This is a genomic window from Dokdonella sp. (assembly GCF_035703485.1).
Lineage (GTDB): Bacteria > Pseudomonadota > Gammaproteobacteria > Xanthomonadales > Rhodanobacteraceae > Dokdonella.
The window spans coordinates 1-15,330 of the sequence record NZ_DASSYD010000079.1 but is presented as its reverse complement, the minus strand read 5'-3'; the positions used below and the strand labels follow the sequence as shown (position 1 = coordinate 15,330).

15 protein-coding genes are annotated in these 15,330 nt (G+C 59.2%); 8 read left to right on the top strand and 7 right to left on the bottom strand.

Going from position 1 to position 15,330, the window contains the following annotated elements:
- The 7 genes from VFN25_RS05920 (at position 1) to VFN25_RS05890 (ending at position 8,324) form a co-directional block, all read left to right on the top strand.
- Complete coding sequence (locus tag VFN25_RS05920; protein ID WP_325139809.1) at positions 1-1,203, top strand: hypothetical protein; 1,203 nt, start codon at positions 1-3, stop codon at positions 1,201-1,203.
- A gap of 62 nt (positions 1,204-1,265) precedes the next feature.
- A complete protein-coding gene (locus VFN25_RS05915; RefSeq protein WP_325139807.1) occupies positions 1,266-2,381 on the top strand; it encodes a peptidylprolyl isomerase in 1,116 nt (371 codons plus the stop codon).
- 303 nt (positions 2,382-2,684) lie between these two features.
- The gene (locus VFN25_RS05910; protein WP_325139805.1) at positions 2,685-3,455 is read left to right on the top strand and encodes an ABC transporter permease; all 771 of its coding nucleotides are present in this window, start codon (positions 2,685-2,687) and stop codon (positions 3,453-3,455) included.
- Positions 3,452-4,651 carry an ABC transporter ATP-binding protein gene (locus tag VFN25_RS05905; protein ID WP_325139803.1) on the top strand — a complete coding sequence of 400 codons (1,200 nt, stop codon included), beginning with the start codon at positions 3,452-3,454 and terminating at the stop codon, positions 4,649-4,651. The genes VFN25_RS05910 and VFN25_RS05905 overlap by 4 nt, the downstream gene beginning before the upstream one ends.
- Positions 4,644-5,498 (top strand): class I SAM-dependent methyltransferase, encoded by an 855-nt coding sequence (locus VFN25_RS05900; RefSeq protein ID WP_325139800.1) that lies wholly within the window; start codon positions 4,644-4,646, stop codon positions 5,496-5,498. Before VFN25_RS05905 ends, VFN25_RS05900 begins: the two co-directional genes overlap by 8 nt.
- Positions 5,499-5,546: 48 nt before the next feature.
- The gene (locus tag VFN25_RS05895) at positions 5,547-7,409 is read left to right on the top strand and encodes a hypothetical protein (RefSeq protein WP_325139798.1); all 1,863 of its coding nucleotides are present in this window, start codon (positions 5,547-5,549) and stop codon (positions 7,407-7,409) included.
- 9 nt (positions 7,410-7,418) lie between these two features.
- Positions 7,419-8,324: a glycosyltransferase family 2 protein gene (locus VFN25_RS05890; RefSeq protein WP_325139796.1), complete on the top strand. Its 906-nt coding sequence runs from the start codon at positions 7,419-7,421 to the stop codon at positions 8,322-8,324.
- Here VFN25_RS05890 and VFN25_RS05885 read toward each other — a convergent pair.
- From VFN25_RS05885 to VFN25_RS05870, 4 genes are read right to left on the bottom strand one after another with little or no spacing between them, the layout of a single operon-like run.
- Positions 8,308-8,646 carry a DMT family protein gene (locus tag VFN25_RS05885; protein WP_325139836.1) on the bottom strand — a complete coding sequence of 113 codons (339 nt, stop codon included), beginning with the start codon at positions 8,644-8,646 and terminating at the stop codon, positions 8,308-8,310. The genes VFN25_RS05890 and VFN25_RS05885 overlap by 17 nt on opposite strands.
- 49 nt (positions 8,647-8,695) lie before the next feature.
- Positions 8,696-9,022, bottom strand: coding sequence for a PilZ domain-containing protein (locus VFN25_RS05880; RefSeq protein WP_325139794.1), 327 nt, complete (start codon positions 9,020-9,022; stop codon positions 8,696-8,698).
- A 45-nt stretch (positions 9,023-9,067) separates the two neighbouring features.
- On the bottom strand, positions 9,068-11,548 hold the full coding sequence (locus VFN25_RS05875; RefSeq protein ID WP_325139792.1) for an ABC transporter permease: 2,481 nt from the start codon (positions 11,546-11,548) through the stop codon (positions 9,068-9,070).
- On the bottom strand, positions 11,545-12,234 hold the full coding sequence (locus VFN25_RS05870; RefSeq protein WP_325139789.1) for an ABC transporter ATP-binding protein: 690 nt from the start codon (positions 12,232-12,234) through the stop codon (positions 11,545-11,547). The genes VFN25_RS05875 and VFN25_RS05870 overlap by 4 nt, the downstream gene beginning before the upstream one ends.
- Here VFN25_RS05870 and VFN25_RS05865 point away from each other — a divergent pair.
- Positions 12,233-12,874 (top strand): arylesterase, encoded by a 642-nt coding sequence (locus tag VFN25_RS05865; protein ID WP_325139787.1) that lies wholly within the window; start codon positions 12,233-12,235, stop codon positions 12,872-12,874. The two genes, VFN25_RS05870 and VFN25_RS05865, sit on opposite strands and share 2 nt — an antisense overlap.
- Positions 12,875-13,051: 177 nt before the next feature.
- Here the strand turns inward: VFN25_RS05865 and VFN25_RS05860 are convergent, their stop codons facing one another.
- From VFN25_RS05860 to VFN25_RS05850, 3 genes are all read right to left on the bottom strand, one after another.
- On the bottom strand, positions 13,052-13,615 hold the full coding sequence (locus tag VFN25_RS05860) for a response regulator transcription factor (RefSeq protein WP_325139785.1): 564 nt from the start codon (positions 13,613-13,615) through the stop codon (positions 13,052-13,054).
- Entirely contained in the window at positions 13,605-14,906 is a 1,302-nt protein-coding gene (locus VFN25_RS05855) for an ATP-binding protein (protein ID WP_325139783.1), read from the bottom strand. Before VFN25_RS05855 ends, VFN25_RS05860 begins: the two co-directional genes overlap by 11 nt.
- Positions 14,907-14,918: 12 nt before the next feature.
- On the bottom strand, positions 14,919-15,330 hold a 412-nt coding region (locus VFN25_RS05850), incomplete at its 5' end, for a phosphatase PAP2 family protein (protein WP_325139781.1).

Sequence of the window (15,330 nt, the reverse complement as noted above, 5' to 3'; positions counted from 1 at the left end):
GTGATTGATTTCAGCAAAAGCTATCTGTTTGTCGCCATTGCGCTGCTGTTTGGTGCATATCTACTTCCGACCTCGACGGCACGAGCTGCTGATTTTCAAGTCGACCTCGATAGAAATGCAGTTCCGCAATGCTCAATGACAGGCTCGATGCTCAATATCGATCCTGGGACAGGAGCTGTATCAATTGATCTCAGTGCCGACTTCAATTGCTATCCATCGGTGATCGGCTCAATTGCAAACGGCGCCTCGCTGTCTGTCACCGGACCGACCACAGTCGGTGGTGGAACGACGGGAGCAGGCACTGTCAATTTGCAGCTCAATACTGGCCTCAGTGGGGTGACGCCAGGCGTAAGTTGTGTCCCTGACGGCATTGTCTCCACTCGGGTTTCCGTTTCCTCGGGCTGGACTACCAATCTGTGCAACAACAATTGTGGCGCCACCGTGACCCGCAGTGTCAATGTGCAAAATACCTCATCGACGCTGGACGGCGATATCACGTTCAAGGCGAAGTGTACTTATCAGGATCAATCCAACGTGGACCTGAGCACTGAGCGCACAAATATCTCCTCGACGCCCGCCGTAGCGGTGCTTCATGGCACGACGCCACCAGCCAACTACTGTCAGAGCGTTTCCGAGCTTGCCGACCCCAAGGGTTTGACTGACGGTATGCGTCAGCTCACAGGAAACATTACCGGCGGTACGATGCCAGGTACTGGTATTTCTTTCCTGGACTATGTTTCAGTCTTCGGCGTCAGTCCCAATACCTACTCGACGGGCTCCGGCGATACGGCGGGCTACGGATTCCCCGGGACCAATACGAGTACGCTCACGACGTTTATATCAACAAATAAATACGTATCTTTGCAGTTTCGAGCGCCGTCAAATCCGATCTGGCTTGGAAGAAGTGGTTCCTACTCCTACGTCGTGAATCCGCAGAACCTCCCGTTCAGTGCGGCCATTGCTCCTTGTCCCGGACAGTTTGACTCTGACCCCTTGTTCCCGATTGGATTCTCCTGCAAGGGAGAGGCGCTGTTTCAGGACACCACCTGGGCCATCACCAGTGGCTCGACAGCGAGTTGCAAGCTGGAGCCAGGAAAGACATATTATTTCAACATGATTGTCGCTCCGCGAGGCACCCCAAGCCAGTCGGGCTGCGCGGGTAGTTCGTGCAAGGTTCAATTTCGTAACTCCCATAGCTACTGACATTCATATTTTCGAGCATCGACATGACAGGCCGGGAATGCACGACATCTGCATTCCCGGCCTTGCTGTCCAGGCATCGTGATACCGCCCGGAATGCTGCAACTAATCGCGCATTGAATTGTCTGAAGCTGGCGTCAGGTTGGCATTGTCTCGCGGCTTTCTTCCGGGCGCTGTCAGTCGCGATACTTGATGAATCTTTGATATCCACACTTGTTATGGAGGTTTGGCGCGTGCTCAAGATGGCTCTAGTCAAGGGGTGCTCAGCACTCGTGATTGTCTCGCTGCTCATGGCCAGTTCGCTGGCTGCCGAGACGCGTTTTCCCGAGCAAACTATCGTCGCAACTCGCGGAACCGCAAGCGTGACCATGCTTGATGTCGATGCGGCGCTATACGGCCTGACTCCTCGTCAGCGTGCAAACTTCATGAACAGTCCGAAGCGTATCGAGGAGTTGATTGATCGGCTCCTGATCAATCAGCAATTGGCCAATGAGGCGCGCGCGGCCAAGCTCGACCAAAGTGCGCAATACCGTGAAGCGGTGAAGCAGCAGGCCGACAAGATATTGAGCGAGCAGATGGCGATGAAACTGCGCACCGACTTGCCCATTGGCGACGTGGAAATGCTCGCGAAGGAGCGTTATGACGTCAACCCGAACGCATACACGATTCCGGGGCGGGCCGACGTCCGGCACATTTTGATTGATACCAAGAGTCGCAGTGATGCCGAAGCAAAATCGCTCGCCGAGTCCGTACGCGCGAGGGCCCTTGCAGGCGAGGATTTCATTGCCCTCGTTCAGGAGAATTCCGACGATGGTTCAAAGCGCAGCAATGATGGTGAAATACCCGACGGTGAAGCCGATAGCCTGGATCCGGATTTCAGGGCCGCAGTAAAGAAGCTGAAGACCAACGGGGAAATTTCACCCCTGGTCAAGACCCAGTTCGGCTATCACATCATCATGCTGGTGCAGCGCTATCCAGCGCAGCCGCAGTCCTTTGATGAGGTCAAGGAGCGTATCGTTACGGAATTGGCCAACAGGCTGCGCGATGAGCGGGTCAAGGAACATATCGACCAGCTCAAGAGCATGGAGATAAAAGCCACACCCGATGTGGTTGCTTCGCTGAGAACGCGCTACCTGCCGGAGGGCGGTTCCGCCGAACCGAGCATCCCCGAGGAAAAGTAGGCTGGACACGTAAATGCAGCTCGCCGCATGCAACGGTTGCACATCCCGTTGCATGCGCAAGTCAGTTCGCTGAGTCCAGCCTTGATGCAAGGCTGGCTGTCTGGGATGCGGGATGTGCCAATCTCGCGCCGAATTTCAGGCAACGAGCAATGCCCATTAAATCCGTGTTTGCATCTGCATTCGCGATTCCTGAACCAGGCATGTGAGATTTTGTCCGCGAAGCAGCGCCAGCATTGTGAATGCGGATCGCGGTCGGAAGGAACAGGCGATGTGCCTGGGTAAGTGGGGAAGGGGCAGATCGTCATGAGTCAACTGGTTCTCGCCGCGCATTTCATACGACGCGAACTTCGCGAACGCTACCGGGGAAGCATTACCGGTTTCGGCTGGGCCTTGTTGCAACCCCTGCTGCAGTTGGCCATCTATGCGTTCGTCTTTGTGCAGATCTTCAAGGCGCGCGTGCCCGGAGCTGACGCGCCGGGTTATGTCCCGTTTCTGGTTGTCGGCATGTGGCCATGGATCGCATTTTCCGAAGCGGTTCTGCGCTCAACCACCGCGATTCAGGAAAATTCAGCCCTGATTGGCAAGGTCGCGATGCCGCGCGAGATTCTGGTGCTGGCACCAACTTGCGCGAGCTTCATCCTGCATATCAGTGGCTTTATCGCGATTCTCGTTGCCCTTGCGATCTTTGGTCATGGTGTTCAACTCGCCATGTTGCCGGTGGCCTTGCTGTTGTATATCCCGATGTTTGTTTACACGCTTGGAATTGCGCTGATGTTCTCGGCCATCCAGGTGTTTGTGCGCGATCTGGTGCAGATTCTTGCGCAACTTCTGACCTTGATGATGTTTGCTGCGCCGATCTTCTACGATCGCGACAATCTGCCCGAGCGTTTCCGGGGTTTTCTTGATTTCAATCCATTCACGTTCTACGTCGAGTCGATGCGCAGCCTGCTGCTTGGGTACGGAGAATTCCCCTGGTACGGACTGCTCCTGGCGACCATCGTCGCGGCGTTGTCCCTGGCAATCGGAAGATGGCTGTTCCGCAGGCTTGATCCGCATTTCGAGGATTTCCTGTGAGCGATGTGCTGATCACCGCGAGCAATCTCGGCAAGGCGTATCCAAAGGCTCACCTCGCTGGTGATCGGCTGCGTGCACTTTCACGACTGCTGCGCGGAAAAAGGGATCCAGACGCGCAGTTTGTCGTCAAGGACGTCAACCTCAGCGTTCGACGCGGAGAGTCGATCGCCATCATTGGTGAAAATGGTGCGGGCAAATCAACCCTCCTGAAGCTGATCACCAGCGTACTGACGCCGACGACCGGCCATGTCGAAGTATTTGGCCAGGTCGGCGCGCTGCTCGAGCTCGGCGCGGGTTTCCATCCGGACTACAGCGGCCGTGACAATATCGAGATGGCGGCAGCGCTCCATGGTTTGAGCAGCAATGAGCTTGATGCGCGCATGCAGCAAATCATCGAGTTCGCCGACATCGGCAGCTATATCGACGAGCCGGTCAAGCACTACTCCTCTGGCATGGTGGTGCGGCTCGGCTTTGCCGTGATTGCTTCGCTGAAGCCGGATTTGCTGATCACGGATGAGGTATTGGCGGTTGGTGATGAATCCTTCCAGAAGAAATGTGTTCGCTGGATGGAGCAGTACCTGAAAGAGGGCGGCACCTTGTTGCTGGTATCGCACAGCATGTATCACGCCCAGAAGCTCTGCAAACACGCGCTGTGGATGAGCCATGGCGAGGTCATGCAGTACGGCGATGTGTTTGATGTCACCCAGGCCTATCTCGCCTTTCACGAGCGCAAGCAGGCCGTCGAGGAGCAACCAGCCGAAGAAAAGGCAGGCATGGAATTTGAGGTCAGGGACTTCCTCGTCAATCGCACCGGGGGCAATCAGCCGGTGGTGATTTCATTCGGTGACCCTCTTGAGTTGCGCACGGCAATCCGCTCAAGGGAAGATCGCATGCCGATCGTGATGTTTGGCATCACCCGGGTCGATGGCACGCCGGTCTACGGAGTCAGTACCGACATGGATGAGGTCGAGGTCTGCAGAGTTGAGCGTGGTGACTATCGTGTCGGGATTGAATTCAAGGCTCTCAACCTGCTGCCTGGCAGCTATTTTTTGCGCGCACATGCAATGGACAGTGAAGGCTTGCGCCTGTTTGACACGATGGAGCGGCCACTGACCATTCGTGGCAAGTCACGGGAATTTGGCATGGTCCGGCTGGAGCACCGCTGGGTCAACAAGGTCGGAGAAGTTGATGACTGAAAGCGCCGACAAACTGGCGTTCACCGGTGAGCGATTTACTCCGGAGTGCGTTCGCGAGATCTGGTATGAGCACTGGCACCGTTACGCCTTTGCACTAGCCCTGGTCAAAGGCAAGCGGGTGCTGGATGCGGCGTGCGGCGAAGGCTACGGCAGCAACCTGTTGGCTGACGTCGCGGCTGGTGTTTGTGGCGTGGATATTTCCGCACAGGCCATCGAACATGCGCGGTCACGCTACGGAGCCAGGAGCAATGTCCAATTCCATGTCGGTGATGCGGCCGCACTCACGTTTCCCGACCAAAGCTTCGATGTCGTCGTTTCGTTCGAAACCCTCGAACATCTTTCAGCGCAACAAGAGCTGATTGCCGGATTCGCTCGCGTGCTTGCGCCTGGTGGAATCTTGCTGATCTCCTCGCCCGACAAACGGACCTACAGCGACATCGCCGGATTCCGCAATGAGTTTCATGTCCGCGAGCTTTACCGCGACGAATTGCTGGAGCTGCTCCGCCCACACTTTCCGGAGTTGCGCCTGTACGGGCAAAAATTGCTGTTTCAATCGGTTCTGTGGACGATGGATGGCGACGAGCGCAGTGCGCTGATGCAGACCGCAGCGGTCGACGGAACGATCATGGCCGGGCTCGACTACGCGCCGATGTACTACATCGCCATCTGCTCGAAGCAGCCGTTGCCGACACATCTGCCAGGTCTTTCCCTGTTCGGTGATGGGGAAGAATCGGTCTATTCGCATTACAATGGCGAAATTCGCAAGAACATGGGGGCCGGCGCCCGCATCGCCGAGCTCGAAGCCGAAGTCGAACGACTGCGCAACTTGATCCCGAACCAGACCTGATCACGCTGACCGCATACGTCAGCGATGATGTCGCAACCCGGTAAACCGATGACCACCACTCCAGAATTCGAAATCAATTACGGCAAGCCCAATTTCGCCGCGCAAGCCTCGCGACCCGCTACCGATCAGACACTCTATGCGGCCATCGATGCCATGGTCGCACCGTTGTCCAGCGACGAGTTCGCTTTTATCGCACGCGATTCCGGACAGCGCCACGTGCTCAGCCATCATGTTTTGCAGACACTGGATCAATGCCGTGAATTTCGCAGCATTGATGAACATGTGGTGCGGGTCGCATCGGTGGTTCCGGGTCTGACCCAGCATGATCGAATCCGCAAGGGTCTTGAAGGCCTGGCTTCGACTGGACTCATGGTCTCCGATCGGGACTTTCTGGCTGGCCTGGAGCGTGAGCCTGAGGCGCAATCGCGCAGTCTCCATGCAATCTACATTCGTGCCTGCGACCGGCCTCAGCAACTGCGCCTGCTGCTCGATTCGCTAGCCAACTATGAGCGTCGCTTTCGGGTCGCGCGCAATGTCGTATTGCTCGATGACTCCATCGAAGACGCCAATCGAGATGCCAATCGCGATCTGTTGCGCGAATTTGCCCGCGCAGTCGGCAATCCGGTCAGCTATATCGGCCCTGCAGAGCGCGCCAAGCTGCGTCAGCAATTGATCAAGGCGGCGCCGCAAGCGCAGTCAAGTATCGAGTGGTTGCTGGATCGTGGACCGCGTACCCGTCGCGGCGGTGGCGGGCGATCATGGAATCTCGCCCTGCTGCTTTCGGCCGGGCGCATGTTCGCGATGCTCGATGAGGATTTCCGGTTGCCGCTGCAACGACATGCCGATGTGCGCACGGGCCTGGAGCCGAATCCGGCCGTTGCCGCTTCAGCGCGATTCTATCGCCGCCTGGACGACGCGCTGGATGCCGGTGAAGAGGAAGCCCTGGATCCATTCGAACTGCACCTGGGCGTCTGTGGCGAGCGCCTCGGCTCGGCACTGACTCAGGATGCATTTCGTCTCGATCGAGAAAGCCTGCGCGGAATCAATCTCGGGCGTCTCGAGCATCTGCGTGGCGATGCACGCATTATTTCCAGCTTGAATGGCACCTGCGGCGCATCGGGCACCGAGAGTGCCCTCTGGCTCTATCAACTCGATGCCGAGAGCCGTGCAGAATTCTGGGCCGATCGCGAGTCCTATCTGCGCAATATCGAAGCGCAAAGTCTCTGGTACGGCTGTCTGCGCGCGAAGCCGGCTTCTCAGGCTTATTTCACTCCCTTTGTTTTCGACAATCGCGAAATGTTGCCGTGTACCAATCCGGATGGTCGCGGCGAAGACGGACTGGCCAGCGCAGCGGCGCGATTCTGTCACCCTGGCTCGCTGGTGCTGCATCTGCCGACTGCCATAGGCCACGCCCAGGAGTCGCAACGCAAGCGCTCGGAAGTAACCATGGCCGCACATACGCCACGCTTCAATCACTTTCTGCGTGACTACGTGTGCAACCAGGAAGGCACGTCCAAAGCGGCTGATCCTGCCCATCGTCTGGGCTTGCTCGGCGCAATCACCAGAGATCTTGCCGCTGCCGATGACAAGGTGCTGGCGTCCTCGCTTGAGGAGTACCTGGGATTTGTCCGCGCCGATGTCGTCGAGCGATTGCAGAATCAATTTGAGCTGCTTGATGATGCGCCAGTTTACTGGCAGGCGGATGTGCGCTCGATCGTGCGCAACAACGGCAACGCCCTGCTCAAGCAAGGCGCGCCACGACTGGCCGATTGGGCGGAGGATCTTGACGCCGCAGGCTGCGCCAGGGCCGCGCGCGAGGAATTGCTCGATATGGCCCAGGCCTGGCGCGACTGGCCGGCGCTGTGGGAGTTCGCTCGTGACCAGGGCGATCGCCTTGTCAGCGGATTCTGAGGACACGCCTTGCACGGCCTGACCAGCGTCATCGTGGTTACCGCCAACAGCGGTGCGCTGAGTGTGGAATGCATCGACAGGGTTTTGAAATCTTCGGCGACCATCGAATTGATTGTCGTCGACAATGCATCGAGTGACGGTCACACCGAAGCAATCGAATCGCGCTTCGGTCGCGACGAGCGGCTGCGCATCCTGCGCAGCCCGCAAAACATCGGCTTCGGACCTGCCTGCAATCAGGGGCGTGCGCACGCGCGCGGCGACTGGCTGTTGATCCTCAACCCGGATTGTCTGCTTGAGACCGACACAATAGAAAGGCTGCGCGCAGCGGCATTAGACGAGCCTCAGGCCGGACTATTCGGAGTGCGCGTTGTCGATCCGCGTGGCAATGGCGAAAAGGCGAGCCGCCGGCGTGATCCGACCTTGCGGCGTGCGCTGAATACCCTCAGCGGCTTGTCTCGACTTGAGCGGCGCTGGCCCGGCCTGGCCGGGATCGAGATGCCGCAGCTGGCGACCGGAACGGAACACGAGGCGGTAGACGCCGTTTCCGGTGCCTGCCTGTTCGTGCGCGCTGAAGTATTCGATGCCGTCGGCGGCTTTGACGAGGAATACTTCCTGCATTGCGAGGATCTCGATCTGTGCCGTCGCATTCGTGATGCCGGTTTCGAGGTCGTGCATGTGCCGTCGATCGCATTGCGCCATGAGCAGGGCAGTTCGAGTCAACGACGCCCGTTGTTTGTTTCACGGCACAAGCACCGTGGCATGTGGCGATACTTCCGCAAGTTTGACCCGGCTGCGCGAAACCCCATCCTGCGTGGGCTGGTCTGGTCCGGGATCTGGACACATTTTCTGATCAAGGCGCTTGGCAACGGCTGGAAGCAATGGCGTCGGAATTCGATTGCTATTCGAGAAAAATAAAGAACGCAGCGATAACGATCAAGGCGAACCCGACCAGATGATTCCACTTCAGGTCCGCCCCCAGCCAGAAAACAGAGAATGCAACGAAGACAATCAGGGTGATGATTTCCTGAATCGTCTTGAGCTGTGGCGCATTGTAGACCTGATAGCCGATCCGGTTTGCCGGAACCTGCAGGCAGTACTCGAAGAACGCGATTCCCCAGCTGACCAGGATGACCAGCAACAGCGGGCGATTGGTGAACTTGAGGTGTCCATACCAGGCAAAAGTCATGAACACATTCGAGCCGATCAGGAGCAGGATTGGAGCAATGTGATTCCACATCATGAAAACTCCCGTCGCTGGAGCCAAGGCTCAACTCTCGGAGTCCGGACTAGGGCGAGCTCTTGTCAATGAAGTTCGATTCGTAAAGCAGGCTCTCGATGATCGATTCCTGGTCGGGCCGAAACTCGAATCCAAGATCCTCATCTCCGTCACGAACACAATCGGCATCAATGGCGATGACGGTTTCCTGATCGAAGATGAAATAGACACGGCATCCGCTGCGATCTGCGGAATTCCATTGTGCCGGGCGTGCCAGGCGGGCGCCGCCCTGTGACAAGTCACGGACCTCACTGAGCCAGCCCTGGCCCTCGTGGGTGATCAGCGCTGCCGAGAAAATCGGCAGACGCGGAAAGCGGCGCTTTTCGTCGATGCTCATTGAATTCACGATAGTCGTCTTGCGGGCAAGCGCGCAAGCCCTCGATCAGGCACCGTGCCGCAGTACTTGCATCGGCGGGGTTCGTGCAATCCGGCGCGTGCCGGCGAGGCCGGCGAGCATGACCACAACTGCCGAAGCCAATGAAATCAGGAGCAGTTGCGTTATCGGTGGCCAATAGTCGCTCATGCGAAACACCGTGCGGGCCAGGGCGATTCCCGTTCCCGCAGCACCGAACGCGGCGACCGCTCCGGCGAGCAGTCCGAGCACAGCGAATTCTCCAAGCACGGCGATGTTCAATTGCCGGCTGTTCGCGCCCAGTGTGCGCAACAGGGCAATTTCGAAACGTCGCTCGTCGGCGGTTGCCGCCAATGCGGCAAGCAGCACAAGAATTCCGGCGACCAGACTGAAGCCGAGTACCCAGGTAACCGCCGCCGAAACCCGGCTGATGATGTCGCGGACACGATCAAGAATCGCATTCACATCGATCAGCGACAGGTTCGGCATTTCCCGGGACAAGCTGGCCAATTGCGTATCGGGCGGAACGTGGAAGCTCGAAATCAAGCTATGCGGCAAGGGCTCGCCGTGCTTCGGATCGAGCATGAGGAAAAAATTGACGCGAAAGGAATCCCAGTCGACCTCACGCACGCTGCTGATCGTTGCGCTGATCTCCTGGTCGCCGAAGCGCAGGCTCATGCTGTCGCCAAGTCCTACCTTGAACATCTCGACCCAGCTCTTGTCGATCGAGAGTTCGGCAGATTCCGCGTCGGATCTTGTCCAGCTTCCCTCGACGACGCGATTCGAAGGTGGCAAATCCTTGCTCCAGGACACGCGCACTTCACCTTCGACGCGATTTCCGGCGGATGAGCCTTCTTCGTAGTCAGAAGCTTGCAGCGGCTTGCCGTTGATCGCGACGAGTTTTCCTGCTGCCAATGGCAACAGACTCATATTGTCGGCGCCGAGTGCCTTCAGGCGTGTCTCGAAGCGTTCGCGTTGATCGGCCTGCAGATTGAGAACGAAGTAGTTCGGTGTATCGACCGGCAGATCCGCGCGCCAGCGATCCAGCAAGGAAGGGCCGACCACGGCGAGCAGATCGAGTGCGGTCAGGCTCAGTGCGAAAGCGCCGACCTGAATCAGGGTCAGGCCACGGCGTCGACTCAGGTTGGCCAAGCCGAAACGCAGCGCCCCCGGAATCCGTCGCGAACTGCCACGCAGGATTTTCAGCAGCAGCAAGGTCACGGCCACGGTCGCCACGGCGACAGCGATCAGTCCGGCGGCAAGAACGCCGGCCAGTTGGGTCGAGCCGCTTTCGATGAGTATCAGGATTCCGCCGACGACCAGCGGCAATGCATAGAGAGCGTCGAAACGGCGCAATCGGGTGTGCACATCGCGCCTGAAAACACGCATTGGCTCGATATCGCGCAATCGCAGCAGCGGTGGCAGGGCGAAGCCGAGCAACACGGCCAGGCCAATCACGAAGGCCGATAGGGCCGGGCCAAAGCCCAGCGCCGGTGTTGCGCCACCGAGCAACTGGCCGGCGAACAGAAACGCGATTTGTTGCAATCCGAGACCGATCAACGCGCCGATTGCGCAGGCCGGAAGTGCGAGCAGAACCAGTTCGGAAATCAAACTGAGGATGATTTCGTTGCGGCTGGCACCCAGACAGCGCAGGACAGCGACCTCCTCGGTCTTGCGTCGGGCAAAACGCTGTGCGGCCAATGCGACCGCAATACCGGCAAGCAGGGCCGCAAGCAGGGCAGCCAGGCGCAGGAAGTTTTCACCGCGCTCGAACGAATTGCGCAGATTGGCCTGAGCATCGGCGACCGTGGTCAGGCGCGCTGCAGGCGGAAGATTGTCTTTCGCCCAGGCCGCATAGCGTTCTATCGAATCGCCATCGCCGGAAACCAGTACCCGATACGTTGCCCGACTGCCTTGGCCGAGCAAGCCGCTGGTTTCCGCATCATCACGATTCATCAGCTGGGTGGGAGCGAACTGAAACACGGCTCCGCCGGGAGCGCTGATGATTTCGCCGCCGATGCGCAGATCGCGGCCGGCAAGCTGAAGCGTATCGCCGACGCCAACGGCCAGGCCGTTGAGCACGGCACGGTCAGCGAAAACCTCTCCCGGGGTCGGTGCCGAGGCTGCATGCGGAACTCCATCGGCATCACTGACAAGGAGCTTCCCGCGCAGTGGAAACGAAGCGTCAACCGCACGAACCTCGATGAACTGGCTGTTCTCGCCAGCGAACACCACGCTGGAAAATTCAACACTGCGACTACTGGCAAGACCGAACTCGGCGGCCTTCGAGGAAAATTCTTCGGGCAGCGCCGTGCGCCGTGCGCTGACGCCGAGATCGCCACCGAGCAACTCCGCAGCCGAGGCCAGGATCGCATTTTCGACCCGCGAAGCCAGCGTGCCGACGGCGGTCAATGCGGCAACTGCCAGCACCAGTGCAGCGGCCAGAGTCGCCAGTTCGCCATGACGGAATTCGCGTCGCAGGCTGCGCGAAGCGAACAGCAGCGGCTTCATGCGTCGTCCTCGATCACGCGGCCGTCGCGCAGACGCAGACGGCGCGCGCAGCGCGAGGCCAGGGTCAAGTCGTGACTGACCAGAACCAGAGTGGTTTCATGTTCGCTATTCAGGGAAAACATGAGATCGCTGATGGTGGCGCCGGTGCGCTGATCGAGATTGCCAGTCGGCTCGTCGGCGAACAGCACTTGCGGTCCGTGGACAAACGCGCGGGCCAGCGCGACACGTTGCTGCTCGCCGCCGGAGAGCTGATGGGGATAATGGTGCAGGCGTTTGTCCAGTCCGACAGCAGCAAGTGCGCGGTTGGCCCGCTCGCGGGCATCGTCACGGCCCTCCAGTTCCAGTGGCAACATGACGTTTTCCTCGGCGTTGAGTGCCGGGAGCAGGTGGAAGGACTGAAAAACGAAGCCGACCATACGTCGACGCACGCGCGCTCGGGCTTCCTCATCGAGAGTATCCAGGGATTCTCCGGCCAGGGTCACGCTGCCTGAGCTTGGGCTGTCGAGCCCGGCGAGCAGGCCGAGCAGGGTCGTCTTGCCCGACCCCGAGGCACCGATAATGGCCAGGCTGGCGCCACGCTGAACACTGAGGTTGACTTGATCGAGAATGACGAGGCGACCATCGGGTCCATCGACGGCTTTGCTAAGCTTCTCGGCCTTGAGCACTGTGGTGGAATCGATATTCATGTTTCGCATTTTTCTCGTGATCCTGCTCGTGAGCCTGCAAGTACCGGTTGCGCGGGCCGATGTTTCAACTGCGCCGATCCTGATTCTTGGTGATTCGTTGTCCGCCGCCTACCGCATTCCGCCGCAGTCGGGTTGGGTCAATCTGCTGCAGAAGCGCCTGCAAAGTGCTCATCCTGCCCGTTCTGTCGTTAACGCGTCGATCAGTGGCGAAACGACGGCAGGCGGTCTTGCCCGAATCAATGAACTGTTGGTCGAACACAAGCCCGGCATCGTCGTTGTTGAACTTGGTGCCAACGATGCCTTGCGTGGCCTGCCACTGGCCACCCCACGCGAAAATCTGGCCAGGATCATCAGTCTCGTTCAAAAGGCTGATGCCAGGGTTCTGTTGATTGGCATCGAGATTCCGATCAACTACGGACCGCAATATCGCGATGGCTTGCGTGACATGTATCGGGATCTTGGCGCCGAATTCAACGTGCCATTGGTCCCGTTTCTGCTCGAAGGCGTCGCTCTTGACGACAACTTGATGCAAGCGGATGGCTTGCATCCCACCGCCGCCGCACAGCCGAGAGTGCTTGAGAACGTCTGGCCGGAGCTGGAGAAGCTTGCCGGCAAGCGGGGAGTGGCGAGTGGGGAGTAGGGAGTAGCGAGTGGGAAAAGCAACTGCGCATGCCACCCAACAACTGATGAATCTTGTCGGAACCGAGCTTCAGCCGAGTCGAGCCTTCTCCGCTAGGAAACGGTCCTCTGACCGCTGAGGTTTGAGGCTGGCCTCTCGATCAAATCCAACCGCTTTCCAACTCCCCACTCCCCACTCTCAGCGCTTAGGCACCTCACGCACCGGACGCTTGGCCAACTTGCGTTGCAGGGTGCGTCGATGCAGGCCGAGGCGGCGCGCGGCTTCGGAAATATTGCCGTCGCATTCATTGAGCACGCGCTGGATGTGCTCCCATTCGAGGCGTTTCAGTGGTGGTGGCGCGTCGGGAAGATCGTCGGCGCTGGTTGGCAGTGCATGAGTTGTGCCGATCAGGGCCTGGACGACCTGGTCTGCATCGACCGGTTTGGCCAGGTAGTCGTGTGCGCCGCGCTTGATCGCCTCGACCGCCGTGGCGATCGAGGCATAGCCAGTCAGCAGCAGGATGCGTGCGCTCGGGCGGGATGCGGTCAGTCTTGGAATCAGGGCGAGACCGCTTTCCGCGCCGAGCTTGAGATCGAGCACGATGAAGCGGGGTTGGAAGTCGGCGCAGCGGATCAACGCTTCGCTGCCATCCTTTGCTGAGGCCACCTCGAATCCGCGCGTCGTCAAGGCGCGCCCGAGGACATGGACAAAGATCTCATCGTCATCGATGAGCAGGACACGACCCGTGCTTTCAGCGTTCATGCTGGGGATTGTCCAATGTAGCGAGTGGTAGACGCAAACGTTGTCGCGTTCCGCCCCCTTCGGCGGGGGCTGCAACGAGAGTTCCGCCGAAGCGTTCCGCGGTTGCATTGGCGAGGGCCAGGCCAAGACCAAGGCCGTCGCTCTTGGTGGTTTCAAAGCGCAGGCCGAGCTTGGGGCGGACCGCCGCATTCATGCCTTTGCCGAAATCGCGCACGTCCAGTTGCAAGATGTCCTGGCTGCCGCTGACGCGCATTTCGACGCGCGGATCGGCATTCGCCAGTGACGCATCGGCCGCGTTGTTGAGCAGGTTGACCACGGCGTGGTGCAAGGCTGGTACAACGGCGATGCGGCGTTTACCGATGCCCTCATCGATGCTGATGTGAGCCTCGGCTTCCGGGCGCAACAATGCGAATGCGTCGCGCGTGGCCTTGCACAGGTCCTTCACTGTCACCCACTCGGCAATGCCGGTCAGCTGATTGCTGCCGACCTTGACCAGATCCTTGAGGATGTCGCGGCAGCGTTCGGCCTGGCCGATCAGCAAGTTCAGGTCATCTTTCAGCGCAGGTTCGGTCGCATGCTCGCGAGACAATTCGCCAAGCAGCGTGCGAATCGTCGACAGCGGCGTATTGAGCTCGTGTGCGGTGCTCGCTGCTTGAGTGGCGATGGCCAGAATGCCCTCATCGCGCAGCGCGCGTTGGCGCTCCAGTTCGGCATCGGCTTGTTGCGCGCGCAGTGCACGGGCCAGGCGAGCGATGAAGAATCCGAGCATGCCCGCGGTGATCGCAAAGCTAATCGCCATGCCCGTCAGGTGCAAGCCGAATCCGGCGACCGAGTTGCGATCTCCAACCTCCGGCAGCGGCACATGGAAGTGCATCAGTAGCAGGTAAGTGGCCACCGAAAGAACGGCGACGATCGTCACGGAACGCAGTGGCAGCGCAGTTGCGGCCAGGGTGATTGGCATCACCAGCAAGAATATGAACGGATTGCTCGCGCCACCGCTCAGATAGAGCAGATAGCCGAGCACCAGCGTGTCGATCGCGATATGGATCACCGGCTCCCAGACGCCGGTTTTCGCCTGTTGGTGCAAGCGCCAGAAGGTGACCAGACTGAACACGGCGAGTACGCCGACGCCAGCGAGCAGGGCAATGATCGGAATGGCCAGCTTGAGAACATCCGCGACAAAGATGATCGTCAGCGTTTGTCCGCCGATTGCGCACAAGCGCAACCAGGCCAGTGTCGATACCAGTTGGCGCGGTCCGTGGGGCCAGGTTCGGCCATCGTGATAGATCAAGACCGGTTTCCCCTAGCGCTGGCTGGAAGGCTGCCAGCGACGCACCAGCAACGACACCAGCAGGGCCACACATGCGGCGATCAATGCCGAGCAGGTGACGTCGGAAAGAAAATGCTTGCCCATGTCGAGGCGAGCGCAGATCGCAAACAGCGGAATCGCGAGCAAGCTGATGCGCTGCCAAATCCGCGGCGCGGATGCCGCAAGCGGCAGGAACAGGCCGAAATAGAACGCTCCATGACCCGACGGAAACGAGCCGCCGCCAACAAACCAGAGTACCGACCAGTCGCCCGATTCAAGCAGTTGCATCGGGCGCAGGCGGCCGAAGGTGTTCTTGCCGAGGATCATCAGGCCAAGCGTTGCGGCTTGAACCAATCCAGCGCTGAAGACAGCCAGGGCGAGATGCCGCGACAATCGCGTTGTGCGG

Coding starts and splice junctions, on each gene's coding strand:
- VFN25_RS05910 (WP_325139805.1), top strand. CDS start 2,685: ATGAGTCAACTGGTTCTCGCCGCGCATTTCATACGACGCGAACTTCGC.
- VFN25_RS05900 (WP_325139800.1), top strand. CDS start 4,644: ATGACTGAAAGCGCCGACAAACTGGCGTTCACCGGTGAGCGATTTACT.
- VFN25_RS05895 (WP_325139798.1), top strand. CDS start 5,547: ATGACCACCACTCCAGAATTCGAAATCAATTACGGCAAGCCCAATTTC.
- VFN25_RS05885 (WP_325139836.1), bottom strand. CDS start 8,646: ATGTGGAATCACATTGCTCCAATCCTGCTCCTGATCGGCTCGAATGTG.
- VFN25_RS05880 (WP_325139794.1), bottom strand. CDS start 9,022: ATGAGCATCGACGAAAAGCGCCGCTTTCCGCGTCTGCCGATTTTCTCG.
- VFN25_RS05875 (WP_325139792.1), bottom strand. CDS start 11,548: ATGAAGCCGCTGCTGTTCGCTTCGCGCAGCCTGCGACGCGAATTCCGT.
- VFN25_RS05865 (WP_325139787.1), top strand. CDS start 12,233: ATGTTTCGCATTTTTCTCGTGATCCTGCTCGTGAGCCTGCAAGTACCG.
- VFN25_RS05870 (WP_325139789.1), bottom strand. CDS start 12,234: ATGAATATCGATTCCACCACAGTGCTCAAGGCCGAGAAGCTTAGCAAA.
- VFN25_RS05860 (WP_325139785.1), bottom strand. CDS start 13,615: ATGAACGCTGAAAGCACGGGTCGTGTCCTGCTCATCGATGACGATGAG.